The 23,965-nt window shown below is 67.8% G+C and carries 20 protein-coding genes; 9 read left to right on the forward strand and 11 right to left on the reverse strand.

The window, feature by feature from the left end; all coding sequences use genetic code 11:
• Window positions 1-190: 190 nt before the first annotated feature.
• The gene (locus tag BM115_RS16295; protein ID WP_092295854.1) at window positions 191-1,219 is read left to right on the forward strand and encodes an FUSC family protein; all 1,029 of its coding nucleotides are present in this window, start codon (window positions 191-193) and stop codon (window positions 1,217-1,219) included.
• A gap of 6 nt (window positions 1,220-1,225) precedes the next feature.
• On the opposite strand, the gene BM115_RS16300 is transcribed toward BM115_RS16295, so the two are convergent.
• Window positions 1,226-1,858: a LysE family translocator gene (locus tag BM115_RS16300; protein ID WP_092295857.1), complete on the reverse strand. Its 633-nt coding sequence runs from the start codon at window positions 1,856-1,858 to the stop codon at window positions 1,226-1,228.
• Window positions 1,859-2,062: 204 nt separating this feature from the next.
• On the opposite strand from BM115_RS16300, the gene BM115_RS16305 reads away from it, so the two are divergent.
• From BM115_RS16305 to BM115_RS16320, 4 genes are all read left to right on the forward strand, one after another.
• Complete coding sequence (locus BM115_RS16305) at window positions 2,063-2,947, forward strand: YihY/virulence factor BrkB family protein (protein WP_092295860.1); 885 nt, start codon at window positions 2,063-2,065, stop codon at window positions 2,945-2,947.
• Between the two features lie 225 nt (window positions 2,948-3,172).
• Window positions 3,173-5,416, forward strand: coding sequence for an NADP-dependent isocitrate dehydrogenase (locus BM115_RS16310; RefSeq protein ID WP_092295863.1), 2,244 nt, complete (start codon window positions 3,173-3,175; stop codon window positions 5,414-5,416).
• A 108-nt stretch (window positions 5,417-5,524) separates the two neighbouring features.
• Window positions 5,525-7,462, forward strand: coding sequence for a hybrid sensor histidine kinase/response regulator (locus BM115_RS16315; protein ID WP_177219944.1), 1,938 nt, complete (start codon window positions 5,525-5,527; stop codon window positions 7,460-7,462).
• Between the two features lie 68 nt (window positions 7,463-7,530).
• Window positions 7,531-7,884: a DUF1428 domain-containing protein gene (locus tag BM115_RS16320; RefSeq protein WP_092295869.1), complete on the forward strand. Its 354-nt coding sequence runs from the start codon at window positions 7,531-7,533 to the stop codon at window positions 7,882-7,884.
• On the opposite strand, the gene BM115_RS16325 is transcribed toward BM115_RS16320, so the two are convergent.
• Window positions 7,881-8,759, reverse strand: a complete 879-nt coding sequence (locus tag BM115_RS16325) for a LysR family transcriptional regulator (RefSeq protein ID WP_092295872.1) — start codon at window positions 8,757-8,759, stop codon at window positions 7,881-7,883. The genes BM115_RS16320 and BM115_RS16325 overlap by 4 nt on opposite strands.
• A 143-nt stretch (window positions 8,760-8,902) precedes the next feature.
• Between BM115_RS16325 and BM115_RS16330 the strand changes: the two genes are divergently transcribed.
• Both BM115_RS16330 and BM115_RS16335 read left to right on the forward strand, forming a co-directional pair.
• On the forward strand, window positions 8,903-10,012 hold the full coding sequence (locus BM115_RS16330) for a TauD/TfdA family dioxygenase (RefSeq protein WP_092295875.1): 1,110 nt from the start codon (window positions 8,903-8,905) through the stop codon (window positions 10,010-10,012).
• 49 nt (window positions 10,013-10,061) lie between these two features.
• On the forward strand, window positions 10,062-11,018 hold the full coding sequence (locus BM115_RS16335; protein WP_092295877.1) for a tripartite tricarboxylate transporter substrate-binding protein: 957 nt from the start codon (window positions 10,062-10,064) through the stop codon (window positions 11,016-11,018).
• 26 nt (window positions 11,019-11,044) lie between these two features.
• Here BM115_RS16335 and BM115_RS16340 read toward each other — a convergent pair whose 3' ends face one another.
• The 6 genes from BM115_RS16340 to flhB all read right to left on the reverse strand — a co-directional run bounded on the left by BM115_RS16340 (window position 11,045) and on the right by flhB (window position 18,924).
• Window positions 11,045-11,497 (reverse strand): flagellar protein FlhE, encoded by a 453-nt coding sequence (locus tag BM115_RS16340; protein ID WP_255370854.1) that lies wholly within the window; start codon window positions 11,495-11,497, stop codon window positions 11,045-11,047.
• Window positions 11,497-12,213, reverse strand: coding sequence for an RNA polymerase sigma factor FliA (locus tag BM115_RS16345; protein WP_092295880.1), 717 nt, complete (start codon window positions 12,211-12,213; stop codon window positions 11,497-11,499). Before BM115_RS16345 ends, BM115_RS16340 begins: the two co-directional genes overlap by 1 nt.
• A 109-nt stretch (window positions 12,214-12,322) precedes the next feature.
• Window positions 12,323-13,126, reverse strand: a complete 804-nt coding sequence (locus tag BM115_RS16350) for a MinD/ParA family ATP-binding protein (protein ID WP_092296232.1) — start codon at window positions 13,124-13,126, stop codon at window positions 12,323-12,325.
• A gap of 12 nt (window positions 13,127-13,138) precedes the next feature.
• A complete protein-coding gene (gene flhF / locus BM115_RS16355; RefSeq protein WP_092295883.1) occupies window positions 13,139-15,688 on the reverse strand; it encodes a flagellar biosynthesis protein FlhF in 2,550 nt (849 codons plus the stop codon).
• A gap of 9 nt (window positions 15,689-15,697) precedes the next feature.
• The gene (flhA, locus tag BM115_RS16360) at window positions 15,698-17,785 is read right to left on the reverse strand and encodes a flagellar biosynthesis protein FlhA (protein WP_092295886.1); all 2,088 of its coding nucleotides are present in this window, start codon (window positions 17,783-17,785) and stop codon (window positions 15,698-15,700) included.
• On the reverse strand, window positions 17,782-18,924 hold the full coding sequence (gene flhB / locus BM115_RS16365; protein WP_092295889.1) for a flagellar biosynthesis protein FlhB: 1,143 nt from the start codon (window positions 18,922-18,924) through the stop codon (window positions 17,782-17,784). Before flhB ends, flhA begins: the two co-directional genes overlap by 4 nt.
• A 428-nt stretch (window positions 18,925-19,352) precedes the next feature.
• Here flhB and BM115_RS16370 point away from each other — a divergent pair, with 428 nt between their 5' ends.
• Both BM115_RS16370 and BM115_RS16375 read left to right on the forward strand, forming a co-directional pair.
• The gene (locus BM115_RS16370; protein ID WP_177219945.1) at window positions 19,353-19,820 is read left to right on the forward strand and encodes an antitoxin PaaA2 family protein; all 468 of its coding nucleotides are present in this window, start codon (window positions 19,353-19,355) and stop codon (window positions 19,818-19,820) included.
• 9 nt (window positions 19,821-19,829) lie between these two features.
• Window positions 19,830-20,111, forward strand: coding sequence for a type II toxin-antitoxin system RelE/ParE family toxin (locus tag BM115_RS16375; protein ID WP_255370866.1), 282 nt, complete (start codon window positions 19,830-19,832; stop codon window positions 20,109-20,111).
• Between the two features lie 40 nt (window positions 20,112-20,151).
• Here BM115_RS16375 and BM115_RS16380 read toward each other — a convergent pair whose 3' ends face one another.
• The 3 genes from BM115_RS16380 to BM115_RS16390 form a co-directional block, all read right to left on the reverse strand.
• The gene (locus BM115_RS16380) at window positions 20,152-21,015 is read right to left on the reverse strand and encodes an oxidoreductase (RefSeq protein ID WP_092295895.1); all 864 of its coding nucleotides are present in this window, start codon (window positions 21,013-21,015) and stop codon (window positions 20,152-20,154) included.
• A gap of 155 nt (window positions 21,016-21,170) precedes the next feature.
• Window positions 21,171-22,958, reverse strand: coding sequence for a hybrid sensor histidine kinase/response regulator (locus tag BM115_RS16385; RefSeq protein WP_255370855.1), 1,788 nt, complete (start codon window positions 22,956-22,958; stop codon window positions 21,171-21,173).
• Between the two features lie 205 nt (window positions 22,959-23,163).
• Window positions 23,164-23,871 carry a YceH family protein gene (locus BM115_RS16390; protein ID WP_092295898.1) on the reverse strand — a complete coding sequence of 236 codons (708 nt, stop codon included), beginning with the start codon at window positions 23,869-23,871 and terminating at the stop codon, window positions 23,164-23,166.
• Window positions 23,872-23,965 lie beyond the last annotated feature (94 nt).

The following is a 23,965-nucleotide window of genomic DNA, read 5'->3' on the forward strand; positions in this document are numbered from 1 at the left end:
GGCGAAGGCTCGCATCATCGAATATGACAAGTTCGAAAGTGCGCTTAGATAAACTTCAATGAGATCTGCATGACTTCAGATGGCGGCCAGGAACCCCCAGCGCCAGGGAAGCGGCGGCCCATGTTGCGGATCGTGCGCCGGGCTCTATACACTACAAGCGTCCCGGCCCCCCCTGAAGGTGATCGCCCCCATGCTTGAGGCCCTGCGAAATACAACAAGCGCGCTGTTCGACCCCGATCGCCGATTCCGCCAGGCCCGCATCTTCCACGCCACGCGCGTGGCGCTGGCCCTGCTGGTGTCCATCGCGCTGACCACCGGCATCAACGTGCCGCATGGCGAATGGGCGTCGATCACGGTGCTCGTGGTCATTGGCGGGCTCCAGCATCACGGCAATATCCGCCGCCGCGCCGCCGAGCGCGGGGTGGGCACGCTGATCGGCGCCTTCGTCGGCCTCTTCCTGATCCTCCAGGAAAGCTACTTCCGCATTCCGCTGCTGACCTACCTGCTGATCGCCGTGGCGTGCGGGTATGCGGCCTACCATGCGGTCGGCAAGGGGGGATATATCGCGCTGCTGGCTGGCATTACGGTGGTCATCACGGCTGGCCACGGTGACCAGAACGTCTATGACGCGCTCTGGCGCACGGTCGATGTGATGATCGGCACGGCCATCGCGCTGGTGTTCTCGTTCGCGCTGCCGGCCTATGCGTCATATTCGTGGCGTTTCAAGCTGGCCGGGCTGCTGCGCGCCTGTGCGGCCGTGCACGCCAAGATCGAACGGGGTTTTGCGGATGAGAGCGAGCGGCAGCAGGCCATGATGAAGCTGGGCCCGCCGCTGGTGCAGCTGCGCAGCCTGATCCCCTCGGTAGCGAAGGAAACCGGCACGCTGCCGGCGGATCTGGAGGAGGTCCAGCACTGCGCGCGGGTGTGCATCAGCGCGCTGGAGATGTTGGCGACGATTCCGCCCGAGAGCATCGATGCCTGCGGGGACGAGCACTGCATCCGCGACCTGCTGCTGGAAATTTCCAGCGCGCTGGAAGCCGGCGACGAGTCCATGGTTCGCCAGAACATCACCCTGCCGGCGCCGCACCCGGACGATCCGTCCATCGGCCATAGCTCGTTCGCGTTCCTGACGCTGCAGCTGTCGGCCGAGCTGGGCCATCTGCGCGACCATCTGTCCCAGATGGCGGCGCAGCATCACTTTCCCTACGCCACGCGCTGAATCGGGCTACTTCCGGTCTGTCAGCGCGATGCGCATGGCCAGCGCGCCAAGTACGGTTCCCATCACATAGCGCTGCGCACGCAACCACCGCTCGCTACGCGACAGGAATGCGGTAATCCCGGACGCCCCCATCACCAGCAGCAAATTCACCGCGCCGCTGACGCCGATCTGCACCGCGCCCAGTTGCAGGCTCTGCCACAGCACCGAGCCCTGCTCGGGATGCAGGAACTGCGGGAAGAACGACAGGTAGAACATCGCCACCTTGGGATTCAGCAGATTGGTGACAAAGCCCATGCTGAACAACTTGCGCGGTGGATCGTCGGGCAGCGCCCGGGCCTGGAACGGCGCGGCGCCGCCGGGGCGCACCGCCTGCCAGGCCAGCCAGAGCAGGTAGGCCGCGCCGGCCAACCGGATGGCATCGAAGGCGAAGGGCACCGCCATCAGCAGCGCGGTCAGCCCCAGCGCGGCGGCCATCAGGTGGACCACAAACCCGAGCAGCACGCCGGCCAGCGAGACCAGCCCCGCCGCTCGGCCCTGGCACAGCGCGCGGGACACGCAATAGATCATGTTCGGCCCCGGCGTCAGCACCAGAACAAGGGCCGCCAGGGCGAAAAAGGCCAGGTCGTGCCAGTCGAGCATGTCGGATTTCCTTCAAAAAGGGCGACTTCGGGGGATTGGGCCATTATAGGGACGGGGGCCAGCGTCGATTGGATACAGATCGGCATGACTTTCGGGCCGATCTGTACAGCACCGTGTACAGCCCCGGGCACCGTGTCGGACAAACTCGCCTTGCCGGGGCACCGCCGATGGGCCACATTGGTCTGTGACGCCTCCTTGCCTCCCATGCCCATCCTCGACACCCGCATCCGGCACGTCCTCCAGCACCCCGGGCGTTTCATCCTGACCACGCTCCGGGAATTCCGCGCCAACCAGGGCCTGCTGCTGGCCGGGGCGGTGGCGTACTACGCGCTGCTGTCGATCGTGCCCTTGCTGATCCTGATGCTGATTGGCCTGTCGCACGTGATCGAGCCGGCCCGGCTGCTCGATACGCTGGCGCGCTATCTGGAATGGCTACTGCCCGGGCAGTCGCGCGCACTGGTGGCCGAACTGGCGCGCTTCATGGACCACCGCGCCCTCGGCTGGGTGCTGCTGGTGACGATGATCTTCTTCAGTTCGCTGGCCTTCACCGTGCTGGAGAACGCCATGTCGGTCATCTTCATCCATCGCGTGGCCATCCGGCGGCGGCATTTCCTCGTCTCGGCCATCCTGCCCTATTGCTACATCCTCGTGCTGAGCGTGGGACTGCTGGTGGTGACGCTGGTGGCGGGCGGGCTCCAGACCATCGGCGAACGGCACCTGGAGGTGCTCGGCCATGAATGGTCGCTGGACCGCCTGTCCGGCACCCTGCTCTACCTGCTCGGGCTGGCCGGCGAGATCCTGCTGCTGACCTCGATCTACCTCGTTATGCCGGTGGGCCGGCTGTCCGTGCGCCATGCGCTGGTGGGGGCGGTCTTCGCCTGCGTGCTCTGGGAGGTGTCCCGCCACGTGCTGGTCTGGTATTTCGCCACGCTGTCGCAGGTGGGGCGGGTGTACGGCTCCCTGACCACGGCCATCGTGGTGCTGCTGAGCCTGGAGATTGCCGCCACGCTGCTGCTGTTCGGCGCCCAGGTCATTGCCGCCGTGGAGCGCTCCGGCGTGGACCCTGCGCCGCAAGGGTTCCACACCTAGCCGTCAGTCGGCAATTTGAAGGAAGATGGCCGACAATTGACGGACTTGCAGGCTTGATGCGCGACAGAGACGACTTCGACATCTGAATGCCTTTGCATACATCCGCGCAAAAACCGCAATGGTTCGCCCCTCCCGACACCAAAAATAAGGCAAAATTCGGGTCTTGCCCCCGGCTGTGACCCACCCGGGGCATTTTCCAACCTGATTCTTGATGCGAGATAAGCAATGAGTACCCAGCAGCCAACCATCATCTACACCCTGACCGACGAAGCTCCGCTGCTGGCGACCAGTGCCTTCCTGCCCATCATCCGCACGTTCGCAGCCCCGGCTGGCGTGAACGTCGAGACCAGCGACATCTCGGTGGCTGGCCGCATCCTGGGCGAATTCCCCGAATTCCTGACCGAAGAGCAGCGCGTGCCGGACAACCTGGCCGAACTGGGCCGCCTGACGCTGCTGCCGGACACCAACATCATCAAGCTGCCGAACATCAGCGCCTCGCTGTTCCAGCTCGTCAGCGCGATCAAGGAACTCCAGTCGAAGGGCTACAAGATCCCCGACTACCCGGAAGATCCGAAGAACGACGAAGAAAAGGCCATCCAGAAGCGCTACTCCAAGTGCCTGGGCAGCGCCGTGAACCCCGTGCTGCGCGAAGGCAACTCCGACCGCCGCGCACCGGCCGCCGTGAAGAACTTCGCCCGCAAGCACCCGCACAGCATGGGTGACTGGAGCATGGCTTCGCGCACCCACGTGGCGCACATGAAGCATGGCGACTTCTACCACGGCGAAAAGTCGATCACGCTGGACCGCGCACGTGACGTGCGCATGGAACTGGTCACCAAGAGCGGCAAGACCATCGTCCTGAAGTCGAAGGTGGCCCTGCTGGACGGCGAAGTCATCGACAGCATGTTCATGAGCAAGAAGGCCCTGCTGGCCTTCTACGAAGAACAGATGGAAGACGCGCGCAAGACCGGCGTCATGCTGAGCCTGCACGTGAAGGCGACCATGATGAAGGTGTCGCACCCGATCGTGTTCGGCCACGCCGTGAAGGTCTTCTACAAGGACGCCTTCGCCAAGCACCAGAAGCTGTTCGACGAACTGGGCGTGAACGTGAACAACGGCCTGGTGGACCTGTACACCAAGATCGAGGCCCTGCCGGAGTCGAAGCGCGAGGAAGTCATCCGCGACATGCACGCCTGCCACGAACATCGCCCGGAACTGGCGATGGTGGATTCGGCCAAGGGCATCTCGAACCTGCACGCACCGAACGACGTGATCGTCGATGCCTCCATGCCGGCCATGATCCGTATCGGCGGCAAGATGTGGGGCGCCGACGGGCGCACCAAGGACACCAAGTGCCTGATCCCGGAATCGACCTTCGCCCGGATCTACCAGGAAATCATCAACTTCTGCAAGACCAACGGCGCCTTTGACCCGGTGACGATGGGCACGGTGCCGAACGTCGGCCTGATGGCGCAGAAGGCCGAAGAGTACGGCTCGCACGACAAGACGTTCGAGATTGCCGAAGACGGCGAGGCCCGCATCGTCGACAACGCCACCAATGAAGTGCTGACGGCGCTGACGCAGAAGGTCGAGCAGGGCGACATCTGGCGCATGTGCCAGGTCAAGGACGCCCCGATCCGCGACTGGGTGAAGCTGGCCGTGACCCGCGCCCGCAACTCGGGCACGCCGGCCGTGTTCTGGCTGGACCCGTACCGTCCGCACGAGGCCGAGCTGATCAAGAAGGTGGAAACCTACCTGAAGGACTACGACACCAACGGCCTGGACATCCAGATCATGTCGCAGGTGCGCGCCATGCGCTACACGCTGGAACGCGTGATCCGCGGCCTGGACACCATCTCGGTGACCGGCAACATCCTGCGCGACTACCTGACCGACCTGTTCCCGATCATGGAACTGGGCACCAGCGCCAAGATGCTGTCGATCGTGCCGCTGATGGCCGGTGGCGGCCTGTACGAGACCGGCGCCGGCGGTTCGGCTCCGAAGCACGTGGCCCAGCTGGTGGAAGAGAACCACCTGCGCTGGGATTCGCTGGGCGAGTTCCTGGCCCTGGCCGTGTCGCTGGAAGAGCTGGGCATCAAGTCCGGCAACGCCCGCGCCAAGGTGCTGGCCAAGACGCTGGACGCCGCCACGGGCAAGCTGCTCGACAACAACAAGAGCCCGTCGCCGAAGACCGGCCAGCTCGACAACCGCGGCAGCCAGTTCTACCTGGCCATGTACTGGGCCCAGGAACTGGCCGCGCAGAAGGACGACGCCGAACTGGCCAAGACCTTCGCACCGCTGGCCAAGACGCTGACCGACAACGAGAAGACCATTGTCGGCGAGCTGTCGGACGTGCAGGGCAAGGCAGCCGACATCGGCGGCTACTACAAGCCTGACTTCGACAAGCTGGACGCGGTGATGCGCCCGAGCAAGACGCTCAACGCGGCCCTGGAGGCCGTGAAGGGCTGATGACTGCTCCCTCCGCCCCGGCACCCGGGGCGGAATCGCCGGAACGGCCGGACCCGCGCAATGCGTGGTGCCGGCCGTTTTTGCATTGACCACCAGGCAAGCCACATCGTGCAGGAATCCCCGCATGCCCTCGCCGCCGCCGGCCTAGACAGCGCCGCCTTCCACGCGCTGGCGGACGCGATCGACCAGGCGTTCTGCGTCATCGAGGTGATCTTCGACGGCGACCGGGCGATCGACTACCGCTTCGTCACCGTCAACCACGTGTTCGAGGCCCAGACCGGGCTGCATCAGGCGCAGGGCCGCAATATGCGCGACCTCGCACCCGGGCACGAGGCCCACTGGTTCGAGATCTATGGCGAGGTGGCGCTGCGCGGCCATCCGCGTCGCTTCGTCGAGCAGGCGCGCGCGCTGGACCGCTGGTTCGAGGTCTACGCCTTCCGCGTGGGCGATGGGGTGCGCCCGCTGGTCGGCGTCCTGTTCCGCGACATCACCGCCCGGCGCGAGGCCGAGGCGGCGCTGCGCAAGACCGAAACCCAGGCACAACTGGCCGTGGCCATCGCCCGGCTCGGCACCTTCCGGCAGGACACGGAAACCGGGCTGGTCTACATGGATGCGCGCATGCGCGAGCTGCGCGGCGGCGGCGAGGCCGAAGTCATGCCGCTGGCCGAGACCCTCCAGCGCGTGCACCCCGATGACCGGCCCCGGCTGCTGCAGGCCGTGGAAACCGCCATCGCCACGGCCGACGAGAGTGGTGGCGGCGGCTTCGAGGTGGACTACCGCATCCTCTGGCCCGATGGCAGCGAGCACTGGCACGCGGCCAATGGACAGGTCGAGTTCGAGGGCGAGGGTCGCCGGCGGCATCAAGCCAATGTGCTGGGTACGGCGCTCGACATCACGGTGCGCAAGCAGGCCGAAGCCATCCTGCGCGAGGCCGACGCCCGCAAGGACGAATTCCTCGCCACGCTGGCCCACGAGCTACGCAACCCGCTGGCCACCATCCACAATGCGCTCCAGCTCCAGGCCGCCGCTGCCACCCGGATGGACGCGCCGCGCCTCCAGGCCATGCTCGACCGGCAGGTGGAGCACATGATGCGGCTGATCGACGAGCTGATGGAGGTCTCGCGCATCACGCGCGGCGTGATCGAGCTGAAGGTTGAGCCGCTCGACTTCGCCGACGTGCTGCGCAATGCCGTGGAGGCCGCCCGCCCCGCCGCCATCCAGGCGGGCCACGTGCTGACGCTCCAGCCGGCCGACACCCCGCTGCCGGTGCTCGGCGACGCGGTGCGGCTGGCGCAGATCCTCGGCAACCTGCTGGCGAACGCGGTGCGCTACACCGACCCGGGTGGACGCATCGACGTGCACGCGTGGCGCGACGCCGCCGGCATCCACGCCGCCGTGGCCGACACCGGCATCGGCATCCCGCCCGGGCATCTGGGGCGGCTGTTCGCGCTGTTCGGCCAGTTCGACAAGAACGCGCCGCGCTCGCAGGGCGGGCTCGGCATCGGGCTCGCCACGACGCGCAAGCTGGCGCAGATGCATGGCGGCGACGTCCAGGCCGCCAGCCCCGGGCTGGGGCTCGGCAGCACCTTCACCGTCTCGCTGCCGGCCAGCGATGGCCCCGCCGCGGCTGACGACGCGAAAAGCCGGCCCGGCTCGCTGCCCAACCCGGTGCGCGTGCTGGTGGTGGACGACAACCGCGATGCCGCCGACAGCGTGGCGATGCTGCTGGACATGTACGGTGCGACCGCCACGGTGGCCTACGATGGCGCGAGCGCGCTGGAGGCCCTCGCCCAATGGTGGCCGGACGTGGTGCTGCTGGACCTCGGCATGCCGTCGATGGATGGCTACGAGGTGGCCACGCGCATCCGCCAGACCTGGCGCGACCGCCCGGTGATGCTGGTCGCGCTGACCGGCTGGGGCCAGGCCGCCGACCGCGACCGCACCCGCGCGCATGGTTTCGACGCCCACCTCGTGAAGCCGGTGGGGCTGGAGGCCTTGCTGGCGCTCCTCGCCAATTGCGGCGGCGCTGCATCGCCCCCTAAATAGGCACTATTCGTCATACGTCACGGCCATGGTCTATGGTGATAAGCCCAAGACCCAGCGGAGCGAGTGCCATGGCATACATCGACGGATTCGTGCTGGCCGTGAAGACGGCCAATCGGGAAACCTACCGGCAGGTGGCGCAGAAGGCGTCCACCGTGTTCAAGGAGCACGGCGCGCTGAAGGTGGTGGAGTGCTGGGGCGACGACGTGCCGGAAGGCAAGGTCACCTCGTTCACCATGGCCGTTCAGCGCAAGGACGACGAGGCGGTGGTGTTCTCGTGGATCCTGTGGCCGTCGCGCGAGGCGCGCGACAAGGGCATGGCCGCCGCGATGGCCGACGAGCGGCTCAAGGAAGGCATGGATCCGATGCCGTTCGACGGCCAGCGCATGATCTTCGGCGGCTTCGAGGTCATCGTGGACGCCTAGCGGACGCCCGGCAGCAAGGTGCGCTCCACGGCCTCCGTGAGCGCCTGCAGCACCCGGCTGTCCTCGTCCGCCTTGCGCGACACGAGCGAGATCTGCAGCGTCGGCGCGTCGGCCCCCAGCCGCACGCGCCGCACCGGGTAGCGGTCGCAGACCGTCGGGTCCATCAACTGCACCACGGAAACGCCCAGCCCCGCGCTGACCATGGCGACGATGGCGATGACGCTGTCGAACTCCATCGCACTGCGTTTCTCCGGCATCACCCCGTGCACGTACCGCGCCGCCATGGCGCCGGTGACGGTGGCGCGGTCGTAGCGGATCCAGTCGTAGCGGGCAAGCAGCTCGGCCGCGCTGGCCTCCCCGGCGTCCGGCGGGGCGATCAGCACCATCTCCCGCGTGCCGACCGGATGCCAGCGCAGGCTCGCCAGGCGGCCGGTTTCGGGCCGGGCCACCACCGCCGCATCGAGTTGCCCCGCCTTGACCAGATCCAGCAGCCCGGCGCTGCGGCCGCGCACCGGCCGCACGCGCAGCTTCGGGTAGTGGTCGCGCAGGTAGCGCAGCGTGCCCGGCAGCAGCACCGGCTGGATCGATTCGATCACCCCGAGCCGCACCGAACCCTCCACGGCCACGGACACCCGGCGCCGCAGCGCATGGAGGTAGCGCAGCCCGCCCTCCATGGCGGCGGCCACCTCGCGGGCCACGGCGGTGGGCCGTACCTGCAGGCCGGATCGATCGAACAGCGGCTGGCCGACATACTGCTCCAGTTGCTTCATCTGCATGCTGACCGCGCTCGGCGTGAGGTGCATCGTGGCGGCAGCCGCCGCGAACGAGCCCTCCTCGATCACGGCAGCGAGGGTGGCGAAGGTCTCCAGCTTCATCAGTTTTCCTTATCAGCGACGTCAAGGAACGTCACTTTTTCTTAGCTGTTCTGAAGCTTAGACTGGCTGCACGACGTCATGCAAGGCGCCCCCCAGCGCCCGCGCCCAGACGTCCCTTCCATAAGACTCCGAGACACCGCCCCATGACCGCCTATCGTCCCACCGCGTGGCTGGCCGCCGATGCCGACCGCGACACCTCCTGGATCCAGCGCCTCTCCGCTGCCGAAGTGGCCAGCTTCGACACCGCCCTCACCCACGCCATCGCGCTGGACAAGCCGCTGCTGGAGATGACCGCCGATGACTTCCCGCTCGACGCCGCCGCCCGCGACGCGCTGGCCCGCGCCATCGACACCACGCAGGGCCGCTGGGGCATGTGCCTGCTGAAGGGCTTTCCCGTGCACCGCTGGACCGAGGACGAGACCCGCCTCGCCTACTGGGGCATGGGCCTGCACATGGGCGTGGCGCGCACGCAGAACCGCGCCAGCGACTTCATGAACGATGTGCGCGACGTGGGCGCCGCGTACAAGGGCAAGAACGGCCGCGGCTACAACACCAACGCCGGCCTCGACTTCCACACCGATTCCTGCGACGTGGTCGGCCTGCTGTGCCGCCGCGCGGCCCGCAGCGGCGGCGCAAGCAAGGTAGTCAGCTCGATCGCCCTGCGCGACGCCATGCTGCGCCGCCGCCCGGACCTCGAAGCCGTGCTCCACGCCCCGTTCCACTACAGCTACCAGGGCGCGCAGGACCCCGCCCAGCCGCCGCACTATGCCTGCACCATCCTCGGCAACCATCCTTGGGCCTTCGCCATGCGCACCAACCGCAAGAACGTGGTGGCCGCCCAGCGCGACTTCGACGATGTGCCGCGCCTGACGGCGGCCCAGGAAGCGGCCCTCGACGAACTGGACGCGCTACTGACCGACCCGAGCCTGTGCTTCTCGATGCAGCTCGAACAGGGCGACCTGCAACTGCTGAACAACTATGTCACTGTGCATTCGCGCACGAATTTCGAGGACTACGAGGAGTTCGACCGCAAGCGCCACCTGCTGCGGCTCTGGCTGGCCGTGCCGGGCGCCCAGCCGCTGCCGGACGAGTGGGCCGACTACTTCACCGACGTCCGCGCGGGTGCGGTGCGGGGTGGCCTGCGCGGCAGCGCGCGCAGTGCCGAGTTCGACGCCTACGAGCGCCGCCAGGCCGCCGCACTGGGCATGCCGCTGATGCCGTGGGCGCCAGCCGCCCAGCCCGCCACGGCCTAGGCGCCAGCATCGCCCCACAAAAAATACAAAGATAAATACGGAGACAACCATGGAACGACGCGATTTCCTCGCGCTGCTGTCGGCGGCGCTGATCCTGCCCCCGGGTCTGGCGCGGGCGGCGCCGGCCGTCACGAAAGTCCTCGTCGGCGCCACACCGGGCGGCGGCACCGACATCGTCGCGCGCTCGCTGTCGGCCGAGCTGGAGCAGCGGCTCAAGCATCCCTTCATCGTCGAGAACCGGGGCGGCGCGGCCGGCAATATCGCCGCCATCGCCGTGGCCAAGGCGGACCCCGATGGCGGCACGCTGCTGCTGAGCTACACCAGCCACGCGATCAATCCGGCGCTGTTCGAGAAAAAGCCATTCGACGCCATCAAGGACTTCACACCGATCTCGCTGATCGCCAGTTCGCCGCTGATCCTGGTGTCGCGCCCGGACCTTGGTGTCAGCAACCTGCGCGAACTGGTGGCGCTGGCGAAATCGAAGCCGGGCAAGCTGAGCATCGCTGTGGCCGGCGTGGGCAGCGCCAACCATCTGGCGGGAGAGATGCTCAAGCACGAGGCCGGCATCGACATCGTCAGCGTGCCGTACAAGGGCGCCGGCCCGGCCGTGGCCGATGTGGTGGGCAGCCAGGCCGACCTGCTGCTAGGCAACGTGGCCACAGTGCAGCCGCTGCTTGTGGCCGGCAAGCTCAAGGGGCTCGGCGTGAGCAGCCCGCAGCGGCTGGCGGCGTTCCCGAACCTCGCCCCGATTGCCGATCTCGTGCCGGGCTTCGACTACAGCTCGTGGTACGGCCTGCTCGGCCCGGCCGGCATGCCGCCAGACATGGTGCGGGAACTGGAGACGGCAGCCCGTGCGGCCGTGGCAGCGCCGGCCATGCGCAAGCGCTTGCAGGGGGAAGGTCTGGTACCGGTGGGGAATAGCGCCGCCCAGTTCGCGCAGTTCCTGCAGGCGGAAATCGCGCGATGGGCGAAGGTGGTGGCCGTCACGCACACACGCGTGGCGTGAGGCGGCAGATGTAAAGCCCGGGACGGTTAGCGGAAGCTGACCGTCACCTCGTTGCTGCGCCCTTGCAGCGACGGCGCCAGGCCGCCGTTGCCCGGCACGCGGAAGGCGAATACGAAGCCCTTGCTGGCATCGTCGCCAACGAAGGCGTTGGTCTTGCCCTCGGCACCCGGCAGCATCACGCAGCGGTCGGCATTGCAGAGGTAGGCCTGCAGGTCCGGCGGCGGCACGCGCGTGAAGCTGTAACGCCAGCGCACCGCGGTGATGACGCCAGCCGACTGCGGCAGCACCCCGCCCGGCACGATCGGCGCGGACAGCGCGCGCTGGCCCCGGTTCGCAATCATCGGGCCCACCGCCGAGCCAGTCCAGGCATGGCGCGACGGGCCGATTTCGAGCGTTGCCTTCGTCAAGCCCTGCGCCGACAGGATCGCCGGCAGGAAGCCGCAGAGCGCGGCCACCGTCATCGACAGCCAGCCACGCATTACAGCAAACCCCGCAGCTGGTTGCGCAGGCGGGTAATCGCCTGGCTGCGGATCTGGCACACGCGCGACTCGGTCACTTCCAGCACCGCGCCAATCTCGCGCAGGTTCAGTTCCTGGTCGTAGCACAGCGACAGCACCAGCTTTTCCCGCTCGGGCAGCTTGTCGATGGCGCGGATCAGCGCCTCGCGCATGCCGGACTCCATCAGCACCGTCAGCGGGTTGCCGTCGTCGGTCACGCCGAGATGGCGGTCCAGGAAGTCTTCCTCGCCGGAGCGCTCGAAGTCCTCGTAGTGCAGCAGCTGGCAGCCGTAGACCTCGTTGAGCAGCTCCTGGTATTCGTCGAGCGCCATATCGAGTTCCTTGGCCACCTCGGAGTCGATCGGCGTGCGGCCGAGCTTCTGTTCGAGGCTGCGCTGGGTGCGCTCGATCTTGCGCGTGAACTGGCGCAGGCTGCGCGACTGCCAGTCGTTGGCGCGCACCTCGTCGAGCATCGCGCCTCGGATGCGCTGGCTCGCGTAGGTCTCGAAGCGGGCGCCGTGGTTGTCTTCATAGCGCTTGGCAGCGTCGAGCAGGCCGATCATGCCGGCCTGGATCAGGTCGTCGATCTGGACACTGGCAGGCAGCTTGGCCGCCAGTTGCAACGCGATCCGTCGCACCAGCGGCGCGTGTGACTTGACCACGTCTGCCTGTTCGAGCTTTCCCTGAATCGTATACATGGTGGAATTCTCGGTAATAACTTGGTTCGGTGCCAGCGCCCCACATTCCTTGCGGGGCGGACTGGCTGGCTGAGTGTCGGTCCGGTTGTTGCGACTTCTTGTTCTGGTATCAGGCGGGAACGGCCGCGGCCATCCCCGGAGAGACTGCTTCCTGGCGCAGCGGCCATGCCCCGATGCCGCTGGCCACGTGGCGCAGCGCGCCGGTGGCCGCGGCGGCCGGATAGGCCTCCACGACGCAGCGGCCCAGCTGCAGCGCACGGGCCACCAGCGGATCCAGCGGCAGGTAGCCCGCCAGGCTTGCCTCCACGCCCAGGTACTGGCTCGCCGTGCGGGCCAGGTTGCGCGAGAGGGCCATCACCGTCGCTTCCTTGTCCGCCATATTGACGATCAGCTGGAAGTGACGGCATGCAAATTCATGGTGCAGCCGCTTGATGCAGGCGTAGGCAGCGGTGATCGACGTGGCCTCGGGCCGCATCACGATCACGAAGTTGTGCGCCGCGCCGGCCATGGGCGACAGCGCGCCGGACTCGCTCGACTGCGCATCGACCAGCACCGTGCGGATGCCCGGCAAGGCGCGGTCGTCGATCTGCGCGCCGGCGGGCACGTTGCCGGCCGGCAGCACGGCCACGCCGCTGGCGGCACGGGTGCCCGCCGCCGCGTCGAACGGCATCCGGCCGCCCAACACATCGGCCAGCGTGGCCTTCGGCGCCGCGCCGGCAAGCCGGGTGGCGCGCGCGGCGGCGCGGTCTTCATCAGCCAGCAGCACACGTTCGCCCTGCATGGCGAGCGCGTTGGCCAGCCCGAGCGCCACGGTGGTGGCACCGGCGCCGGCCTCGCAGCCCACCACGGCGATACGCCGGGTGACGCGCGGTGCCAGCATGCGGCGCAGGCTTTCCGCCTGGTCGGAGCCCATCAGGTTCAAGGCTTACTCTCCTGCGGGGGCCAGTTGACGGGCGGCACTGGCACCAAGGGCGTCCATCGCCTGGCGCGCCGAGTCGGGCGTGTCGTCGAATGCCGGGGCCGGGGCCGAAGCCACGTTGCGGCCCGGGTAGTTCTCGAGCACGTCCAGCAGCGCCAGCAGGCGGCCCATGCCTTCGTTGAGCACGGCGCCGGACACCGGCGCATTGACGCGGGCGGTGGCGCGGCCAGCCAGGCGCGACAGGAACGCGGGCGCCGTCGGCGTCGGGTTGTGTTGCAGGCGCAGCGCGGTCAGGCCGAGCTGCACCGAGACCAGCGTGCCGAGCGTGTCGTCGTCGCCCGCACCGTTGCCCTCGCTGCCCTGCGCGAAGTGCTCCATCGCATGGCGCAGCGTGCGGAACTGCTCTTCCGCGTGGTGCGTCCACTGAGCCCAGCGGGCCACCTGGGCGGCCACGTCGGCCAGCGCCGGGTCGCACAGCACGTAGTCCACGGACAGCATGTCGCCGGTTTCTCGATCGACCAGCCGGGACACCACGAGGCAAGCCTCGGTGCCGGCCTCGGCGCCGGCCCCCTGGCCACGGCCACGGGCGGCGGCGCGCACCTGGCCTTCGGGCACGCGCACCATGCAGTGGCCGAGCCAGTGCACGGCGTCGCGGTCGCGGCAGGTGGTGTCGCCGATGGCGAGGAAGGTCAGCGTATCGGCAATGGTGTCGAGCTTGTTGGCGGCGCCGTCGGCAATCACGCGCGTGGTCTTGCGCGTGCCGGCCACCCAGCGTTCGCCCAGTTGCTGCCAGCGCGCCAGCGTGGCGGCGGACGGCAGCGAGGCATTGAGGTTGACCACGGTGCGGGCGGCGGCCAGCGTGGCGCGCACGGTGGCGGCTTCGGCTTCCGCCTCGGCTTCGGCCATCGACTGGCGCGTGCGGCCGGCGGGCACCACCGTGGTGGCCAGCGGCGTGCCGTCACGGTCGGCCAGCCACAGCGTCTGTTGCAGCAGTTGCGGGGCGCGGCGACCCGGCACGGTCTGCGAGGCGGTGCCGGTCACAGCGAGCACGTAGCGGTCGCACGCGCGGCTGGCGTCGCGGCACATCGACAGGCGCACCTGCTGGGCCATCTGGCGCAGCGCCGGCGCACCGGCGCCGCGTTGCTGCCACAGCGAGCGGGCCACGTCGAAGCCGTACTGCGCGCCGTTGAGTTCCTCCACGCACACGCCCACGGCGTTGGCGCTGTCGGTCAGCGAGCGCAGCACATCGTCGGCGCCGGCACGCTCGGTCTGGGCTGGCTCGGCGGCGCTGGCCTGGCGGCGCGCCACATCGGCATCGGCGAACAGCGAGCCACGGCGCGGCGTCAGGAAGGCACGTTCGACCAGGGCATCGGCTTGAGCCAGTTCGAGGTGCTCCGGCACGCGCTGGCCGGTGGAGGCGTAGAACACGGGCAGGCGGTGGCGGATCACCACGTCGAGCACCGAGCCCAGGTGGGTGGCTTCGTCCAGCTTGCTGATGATGCAGCCGTCGATACCGGCGGCGTCGCCAGCGGTGTCGTTGCGGTAGGCGTGCACGACTTCATTGAGCGTGTCGCCGTGCGCGGCGCCGTTGAGCAGCAGCACACGCTGCATCGGGGCCTGCACGCCGGCCAGCATCGAGATCTGGTCGGACAGGCTGCGGTCGCGCTGGCTCATGCCCACCGTGTCGATGATGACGAGGTGCTTGTCCTTCATGGCCGACAGCGCGAACCGCAGGTCGGCGGCGTCCTTCACGGCATGCACGGGCACGCCGAGGATGTCGCCATAGATACGCAGTTGTTCGTGCGCGCCGATCCGGAAGCGGTCGGTGGTCAGCAGCGCGAGCTTGCCCGGGCCGTGGCGGAGCACGAAGCGCGCGGCCAGCTTGGCGGTGGTGGTGGTCTTGCCGACGCCGGTCGGGCCGATCAGCGCGAGCACGCCGCCCTGCGCGAACAGCGTGTCCTCATCGGCCAGCACCGGCACCTTGCGGGCCAGTTCCTGGCGGATCCAGGCCATCGCGGCCGGACGGTCCGTGCCGACTGGCAGGTGGGCGAGCAACGTGCGCGAAAGCTGGCCCGAGAAGCCGGCGTTGACGAGCCATTCGAACAGCGACTCGCGTAGCGGGTCGCCAGCGGCCACGCCGGCGGGCGTGTTGGCCAGGCCGGCGAACTGGCGCTCCAGCATGCTGCGCATCGAGGCCAGCTCGCCGCGCAGGTCCCCCAGCGCGGCCGGGTCGGACGCGTCGGCGGTCATCATCGACGGCATCTGTGCGATCGGGGCCGGTGCGAACTGAGACATCGAGGACGACGGGGGCATCGAAGACAGCGGCGCCATCGGGCTCATCGACAGCATCGATGCCGATGACGCCGATGACGCGGATGGCGCGTACGGCTGCGCCGTGGCGCTGACGGCGCCCAGGTCCGCATCGCGCATCGCCACAATTTCCACGCCGCCCTCGATGGCCCGGTTGGACAGCACCACGGCGTCGGGGCCCATGGCCTCGCGCACCTTGCGCATCGCTTCGCGGCCATTGGCCGCCACAAACTTCGCCACGCTCATGTTCGTTCCTTACGCCGCGCCGCCGATCATTGCGGTAATGCGGATGTTGCGGTTGTCCGGGACTTCGGCATGCGACAGCACCTTCAGTTGGGGCAGCGTACGGCGCAGGAAGCGCGCCATCAGCGGCCGCAGCGGGGACGGCACCAGCAGCACGGGGTCGAGACCCATCTGCTCCTGGCGGCCGACCGCGCCCTGCGCCTGCTGGAGCAGCGCATCGGCCAGGCCCGGCTCGATGCCGCCGCCGTTGGCCAGCGCCTGCGTCAGCACGCGTTCCAGGCCGGCGTCGAGGCTGATGACCTGCAGGTCAGCATTGTTCGGGAACAGCTGCTGCGTGATGGCCCGGCCCAGCGCCACGCGCACCAGCGCCGTGAGTTCGGTAGGCTCGCTGACCTTGGTGGCGTGCTCGGCCACCACGTCGAGGATCGTGCGCATGTCGCGGATCGGCACACCTTCGTCCAGCAGGTTCTGCAGCACCTTCTGCAGGCCGGTCAGCGAGATCGTCTTCGGCACGAGGTCTTCGGTCAGCTTCGGCGATTCCTTGGCGATGCGGTCCAGCAGCGACTGCACTTCCTGGCGCCCCAGCAGCTCGGAGGCGTGCATCTGGATCAGGTGGTTCAGGTGGGTGGCCACCACTGTGCTGGCGTCGACCACGGTGTAGCCGTAGGCCTGCGCCTGCTCCTTGAGGCTGGCGTCGATCCACACCGCCGGCAGGCCGAAAGCGGGGTCGCGCGTGACCGGGCCCGGCAGCGTGCCGCTGACCTGGCCGGGGTTGATGGCCATCCACTGGCCCGGCGTGGCCTCGCCGCTGCCAATCTCCACGCCCTTGAGCGTGATGCGGTAGGCGTTGGGCTTGAGTTCGAGGTTGTCGCGGATATGCACCACCGGCACCAGGAAGCCGATGTCCTGCGCAATCTTCTTGCGGATGCTCTTGATACGGCCCAGCAGTTCGCCGTTCTGGCCGCGGTCCACCAGCGTGATCAGGCGGTAGCCCACTTCCATGCCCAGCGGGTCGACCATCGTCACGTCTTCCCACGTGGCTTCGGCGGCTTCTGCGGCCACGGCCGGCTTGCGCTCTTCGCGGACCTTGGTCTCGGCCTGCACGGCGTCGCGGCGCAGCATGTAGCGGCCGAACCAGGCCATCGCGCCGGCCAGCAGCAGGAAGGCGAAGTGCGGCATGCCGGGGATGATGCCCATCGCGCCGATGATGCCGGCGGTCAGGAACATGACGCGCGGGTTCGAGAAGAGCTGGCCGGTAAGCTGCTGGCCGACGTCCTGCTCGTTCGACACGCGCGAGACGATCACACCGGCGGCGGTGGAGATCACCAGTGCCGGAATCTGCGCAACCAGGCCATCGCCGATGGTCAGCAGCGTGTAGTTATGCACCGCGGTGCCGAAGTCCAGGTCATGCTGCACCATGCCCACGACCATGCCGGCCGCGACGTTGATGAACATGATGATCAGCCCGGCGATGGCGTCGCCGCGCACGAACTTCGAGGCACCGTCCATGGCGCCGTAGAAGTCGGACTCCTGCGCCACTTCGGTACGGCGCTTGCGGGCGCCTTCCTCGTTGATCAGGCCGGCGTTCAGGTCCGCGTCGATGGCCATCTGCTTGCCGGGCATGGCATCGAGCATGAAGCGCGCACCCACTTCAGCGATACGGCCCGCACCCTTGGTGATCACCATGAAGTTGATCACCACCAGGATGGCGAACACCACGATACCCACCGCGAAGTTGCCGCCCACCAGGAAGTGGCCGAAGGCCTCGATCACCTTGCCGGCGGCGTCCGGGCCGGTATGGCCCTCCAGCAGCACCACGCGCGTGGAGGCCACGTTCAGCGACAGGCGCAGCAGCGTGGAGAACAGCAGCACGGCCGGGAACGCCGCGAAGTCCAGCGCCGTGCGGGTGTACATGCCCACCAGCAGCACCATGATGGACAGCGCGATGTTGAACGTGAACAGCAGGTCCAGCACAAACGCGGGCAGCGGCAGGATCATCATGCCGAGGATCATGACGATCAGCAGCGGTCCTGCCAGCGCCTTCAGCTGGGCGCCCGAGCGCAGGCCCGGGATGTTGAAGAAATTCGTCAGTGCGTTCATGCGCGGGCTTCCGGTACGGCAAGTTCGTCCGGCACCACCAGCTCCGTCGGTCCCGAAGGCTGCGGACCGTTGGAGTAGTGCCAGTGTTTCAGTTGATAGACCCAGGCCAGGATCTCGGCCACGGCGGTATACAGGCCCGCCGGGATTTCATGCCCCAGCTCCACGTGCCGGTGCAGCGCCCGCGCCAGCGGCGGCGCGGACAGGATCGGCACGCGATGTTCGGCGGCCAGTTCGCGGATGCGAGCGGCCACTTCCTCGGTTCCCTTGGCGACGACGCGCGGCGCGCCCATGCCGCCTTCCTCATAGCGCAGCGCCACGGCGAAGTGCGTGGGGTTGGTCACCACCACATCGGCCTTGGGCACCTCGGTCATCATGCGGCGACGCGCCATGGCCCGCTGCTGCTGCCGGATGCGGGCCTTGATGTGCGGATCGCCATCGGTTTCCTTCATCTCCTGCTTGACCTCTTCCTTGGTCATGCGGAGCTTCTTGTAGAACGTCCAGAGCTGCCAGGGCACGTCCAGCGCCACCACCAGCAGCAGCGAGCCGGACACCACGCCGCACACGTAGAGCACTAGCTCCATCAGGTGCAGCAGCGCCTCCTGCACGGGCGCGTTCATCAGCGCCACGGCCTCCGGCAGCTTGCGCCAGACCATCCAGGCGCCCACGCCGCCCACCAGCAGCGACTTGGCGATGGCCTTGCCGAGTTCCACCAGCGAATGCGAGGAGAACATCCGGCCCAGCCCCTGCAGCGGGGAGAGGCGCGAGAAATCCGGCATGAACGACTTGCTCGCGAACAGCCAGCCGCCCAGCGCCAGCGGGGCCATCAGCGCGGCCACGCCGAACATCAGCAGCAGCGGCAGGAAGGCCAGCAGGCTGTCCCAGATGGCGATGCCGAACTGCGACAGCATGCGGTTGGTGTCGAACGCGGTGGCCGGCTCGAAAGCCAGGCTCTTGTGCATCACGGCGTCCAGCCGGCGGCCCAGCGTGCCGCCCATGACCCACAGGCCGATCACGCCCGTCATCAGCATCACGAACGTGCCGAGCTCGCGCGAACGCACCACCTGCCCCTCCTCGCGCGCCTTTTCCAGGCGCCGGGGTGAGGCGGGTTCGGTTTTCTCGAGATCGCTTTCCTCGGACATGGACGCTCCAACGCGAAGCGCGCAGGCGGCACTTCGTCAGCGAGGATTATCAAATCCCGGGGGCGCTGGCATTCAGGGGAAAAGGGAGGGAAACAGGTGCCTGTTTCAGGAATGAGGGGGGCAGCGGAGTTAACGGCCCGGGGGGTACCGACCTTTAGGGCAAAGGTGCGGTGGCGGCCACTCCGGCGTCGTTTTGGCACCGATCGGGCGGCCATCTTGCCATGTCTTGCCGGTACCACGCAATGATGTGTTTTCGTTAAAGATTGCACCAAACATGTGATCTCAACAGCAATTCGACAGTCTTTGCCGGCAGTCCGGGTAGTCTGGCCTGGCTTTCGCAAATCTCGCGTTTTGTAGTGGATCGGCTGCCAGCCAATAGATGTTTGGTAGCATATTCCCCGTATCGATCACAATTGAGGGGATATGCCATGACGGCACAGACGGCCACCATCGACCAGACGATGCTCGAAAAACTGTCCGCCTCCGGCAGCCTGCAGCGCGTACGCGCGGTGGCGCAGACGGGCGGCTGGCGGATCGTGGTCCGGTACGGGACGAGCGAGAGCACCCTGGTGGTCCGGCGCGGCAACGTCCGCGTCTGGCCGAAGCTCGACACGTTGGTCAACTTTCTCGTCCGTATGCAGATAGCAGAATTCGAAGTCGACGCCACGGCGTTCCAGCCTGGCACCCACGTCGCCCGTCCCCGCCTGGACGCCGCCGAGCGCATGCGCGCGGCCCATGAGGCGGCAGCTTATGACCGGTGGTTTAAGGGGCAGGTGCAGGCGGGGTTAGATGATTCCCGGCCGCGCGTGCCGCACGAAGTCGTATTGCGGGAAATGGCGGAAGAGAATGAGGCGCTGCTGGCCAGCATCGCCCGCGATTCGAACCGGGGGAGTTGACCGTTGAGGGTGGAGTGGTCAACGACCGCACGGGAGGAACGCAAGGCCCTGTTCCACCGCATCGCCGCTGACAACCGGTTGGCCGCCGTGAACCTGAACCTGCTCATTGCCGATCGCCTCGAAGCGCTTGTCAGGTTTCCAGCAATGTATCCCGCCGGAAAAGTGCCTGGTACACGACACATTGTCTTGAATCGCGAACACGTGCTGGTCTACGCATGGCATCCGCAGGAGGAGGTCATTCACATCCTGCGTATCGTTGGTACGCGTCAGCAGCGTCGGCGTCTCACTTAGCGCGGGTTGGCGGCCATGCCTGACCGCTAACCCGGCTGCCTTACCGCACCACGTCCGCGTGATCCGTCGACTCAGCCAGGGTGCGCCATGCGGCCAGTTCGGCTTCCACGAACTTGTGCTTCTGTTCGATGCGGGCGATGGCGTCGGTGCCCAGCGGCAGCCGCAGCGGGGGATGGTCGCTGTCCACGAGTTGCAGCATCGCCTCGGCGAGCTTCTCCGGGTTGCCCGGCTGGTTGTGGTTGGCACCAGCAGCAAAGACGCGCATCGCGCCCACCGTCTCGGCGTAGTCGGCAATCTCGGTCTTGGTGGCAACCAGCGAGTTGTCGTTCAGGAAGTCCGTGCGGAAGAAGCCCGGCTCGACCACCGTGGCGTGGATGCCCAGCGGGGCCAGCTCCTGGGACATGGCTTCGGTCAGCCCCTCCACCGCAAACTTCGAGGCGCCATAGACGCCCCAGCCGTGATAGGCCGAGTAGCCGCCCAGCGACGAGATATTGATGACATGGCCGCTGCGCTGCTGGCGCATCTGCGGCAGCACGGCCCGGCTGACGGCGAGCATGCCGAAGACGTTGGTGTCGAAGTTAGCCTTCGCTTCGGCGATGCTGGTCTCCTCCACCGCGCCGAGCACGCCGTAGCCGGCGTTGTTCACCAGCACGTCGATCCGGCCGAAGCGGGCCACGCCCTGGCGCACGGCCTCGACGGCGTCCGATTCGTTGGTCACATCGACCTTGACCGCGAGAAGGCCGGGCTGGTCGCCAATGGCATCGACGATGGCCTGGGGATTGCGCGCCGTGGCGATGACGCGGTCACCGCGTGCCAGCGCGTTGCGGACAAACAGCGTGCCGAAACCGCGCGACGCACCGGTAATGAACCAGACCTTGCTTTGGGATTGCTTCGAATCGGACATGACTGACTCCTGGGATTGGGTTGGCTCGGTTCCGGCCTTCGCTGCGATCGTCGCGGCGTGTCGGTTACCGTTGAGACCCATGGTAGGTAGTCAGACTTCCACAAACAATGGTGATGTGGATTGCAGGAAAAGCAACTACTGGTTGTGAATCGACCTTAGCCGGAATGGAGGCTCTCGGCCATCGCGTCGCCACGTACCGTCTCGACGATCGCCTGCCGCAGCAACGGGGCGGCAATCGGCTTATGCAGCACCCGGAAGCCGCTGGCGTGGAGCGCCTTGAGGCGGTCCGGCGCCGTGTCGCCGGTGACGATCAGGCCCGGCACCTCGGTGTCGAGGTACTCGCGCAGCCACGCGATGGCCTGCCGGCCGGTCACCTGCGCGGCCAGCCGGTAGTCGGCCAGGATCAGGTCTACCGGGGCCGGGCCGGCGATGCGCGCGCGCTGGTGGGCGGCGCAGACGGCTTCGACCGTGGCGCCCGCATAGACCGTGTGGCCCCAGAACGCGAGCAGGTCGCCCAGCGCCGCGAGGATTTGGGGATCGTCGTCGACCAGCATCACGCCATAGCGCGCCTGGAGGTCCGCCGGGGCGCGACCTTCGGCGCTGGTCAGGGCCGGCGCTTCTGGCTCGACATCGCGCGCCAGTGGCACGGTCACCGAGAAGTTGCTCCCCCGGCCGGGCGTGGAGCGCAGCTTCACGGGATGGCCGAGCAGGTCCGCCAGCCGACGCACGATGGCGAGACCGAGGCCCAGCCCGTGTTCGCTCTGCACATTGGGCAACTGGGCGAACTCCTCGAAGACCAGCGCCTGCTGCGAGGGGTCAATGCCGGGCCCACTGTCCAGGACCTGGATCTCGATCGCGCCGGGCCGGCGCCGGGCGCCCACCACGATGCGCGACTGCGGCGCGTAGCGCAGCGCGTTGCTCAACAGGTTGTCCAGGATGCGCCGCAGCAGCTCGGGGTCACTGTCGATCCACGCCTGGGCGACCCGCACGCGCAGCGTGCTGCCGCGCTGGCTGGCCTGCTCGGCATACTCGTCGCGCAGTTCGGCGAGCAGCTTGCCGAGAGACAACGGCCGGCGCCGTGCCGGCATCAGGCCGGCGTCGAGCCGCGACACGTGCAGCAGCCCGTCGAGCAGTCCGCCCATGCGGTCGAGCGTGCCGTTCAGGCGCCGGCTGATCTGCGTGGCCGCATCGGCGCGGACATCGCCACGCTCCGCCACCGCCGACAGCGAGGCGGAAAGCAGCCCGAGCGCATGCACCGGCTGGCGCAGGTCGTGGCTGGCGGCGGCCAGGAAGCGCGTCTTGGCCTTGTCGGCCGCGGTTGCCCGGTCGCGCTCATGCTCGAGCTGCCCGATCAGGGCGAGATTCTCGAAGCGCAGCTTCACCCCGGTCAGCAGGGTGTGATACGTGACGCGGCTGAAATAGCTGTTCACGACGACCAGGGCGACCCCGAATGCTGCGTAAACGTTGTAGATAGGCTCCGGCCGCATCGCGCAATGGACGATGAACGGGCCGCTCATCAGCAAGACCATGCCGACGTAGATGCGTGGCTGCGCGGACAGCGCCGGCACGGCGCCGCACGTCATGCCGGCCAGGACGATGCAGGCGAAAGCCGTCCACTCGGCGCCCGGCGGGAACAGCGCGGTCGAGCCGACCCATCCCCACAACGCCGCCGATACCCATGACATCGCTGCGAAGCGGTTAGCCCAGGCGCGCGGCGTGGCGCTGGACTCATGCCGATAGAACACCGTCGAGAGCAGAATGCGCGCAAGCGTGACGGCATAGACCATCGCCATCCACCACAGCAGCGGCCCGATGTATGCGCTGTGGCGCAGCGCGTACACGATGGCCACCGGAATCACGAAGTTGGCGAACAGGACCCCATGCGACTGTCGATACAGCAGTCGCACCATGGCGGACTGGATGTCGCCACTGGGCTGGCTCATGAGGATTCCGGAAGGGCGCAGGCAAACAAGGCCGTGTGACGGCCGACGCCCCTTTATAGCATCGAACCTTTTACGCCGTGCCGATAACGGCGCCCGCGCGCGCGGACTGATTCCTCCCCGCAACACCCCCACGTTGGCGGGGCGGCGGGTTTAACGCAACTGCCATCTAGCGGGGAGCTGAGGCTGAGTGGGCGGAGGTGGCAGGCTAGCCGAGCCGCCCGGGTTCCACCTCGATGCCGAGCTGCCCGGCCATCTCTTCGACCAGGGCCTGCAGCCGCGCCACCTTGTCGGCCAGCTCGCGCTGGCTGATGCGCAGCGCTTCGAGTTCCGAAGACGAGCCGCCTTCCGGCGCCGACGCCCCGCGCGGCGCCGCCAGGTCTGCCACGCTGACCTCGCCGCAGAGCAGATGCATCCAGCGGCTCTCCCGCTCGCCCGGGGCGCGCGGCAGGCGGATAACGAGGGCCGGATTGCGCTCGGCGAGTTCATCGAGAAAGCCCTCCACGGACGAGATATCCGCGAAGGCGTGCAGGCGCGCCGTGTTGAGGCGCAGCTCCGCCGCCGTCTGCGGGCCGCGCAGCAGGAGCGTGGACAGCAGCGCCGCCGACTGGCTCGGCACGCCAAGCACCTTGGCCATGTTCTGCTCGAAGCGCGGCACCCGGCTGCTGCTGCCCTCGAACACCAGACTCAGCGACTTCAGGCCGTCGATGGCCGTCAGGATCTCGTCCTCCGACACGCTCATCACCGGCGACCGCGCGGTCTTCTGGTTGCAGCCCGACGCCAGCGCATTGAGCGAGAGCGGATAGGTGTCCGGCACGGTGTACTGCTTCTCCAGCAGCACAGCGACCACGCGGCCTTCCAGCGCCGTCAGCGCGCGCAGCGGCGGCCGCGCCGGGATTTCTGTATTGGCATTCATCGATGACATCAAGGTGAGGGGCGTGATCACGCGAAGGCGCCCATTGGATCGCAAGCGCGGGGACGATGCAACTGCCGCCCGCGCGGCGCATCAG

It is taken from the genome of Cupriavidus sp. OV096, from assembly GCF_900115455.1.
Taxonomy (GTDB): Bacteria; Pseudomonadota; Gammaproteobacteria; order Burkholderiales; family Burkholderiaceae; genus Cupriavidus.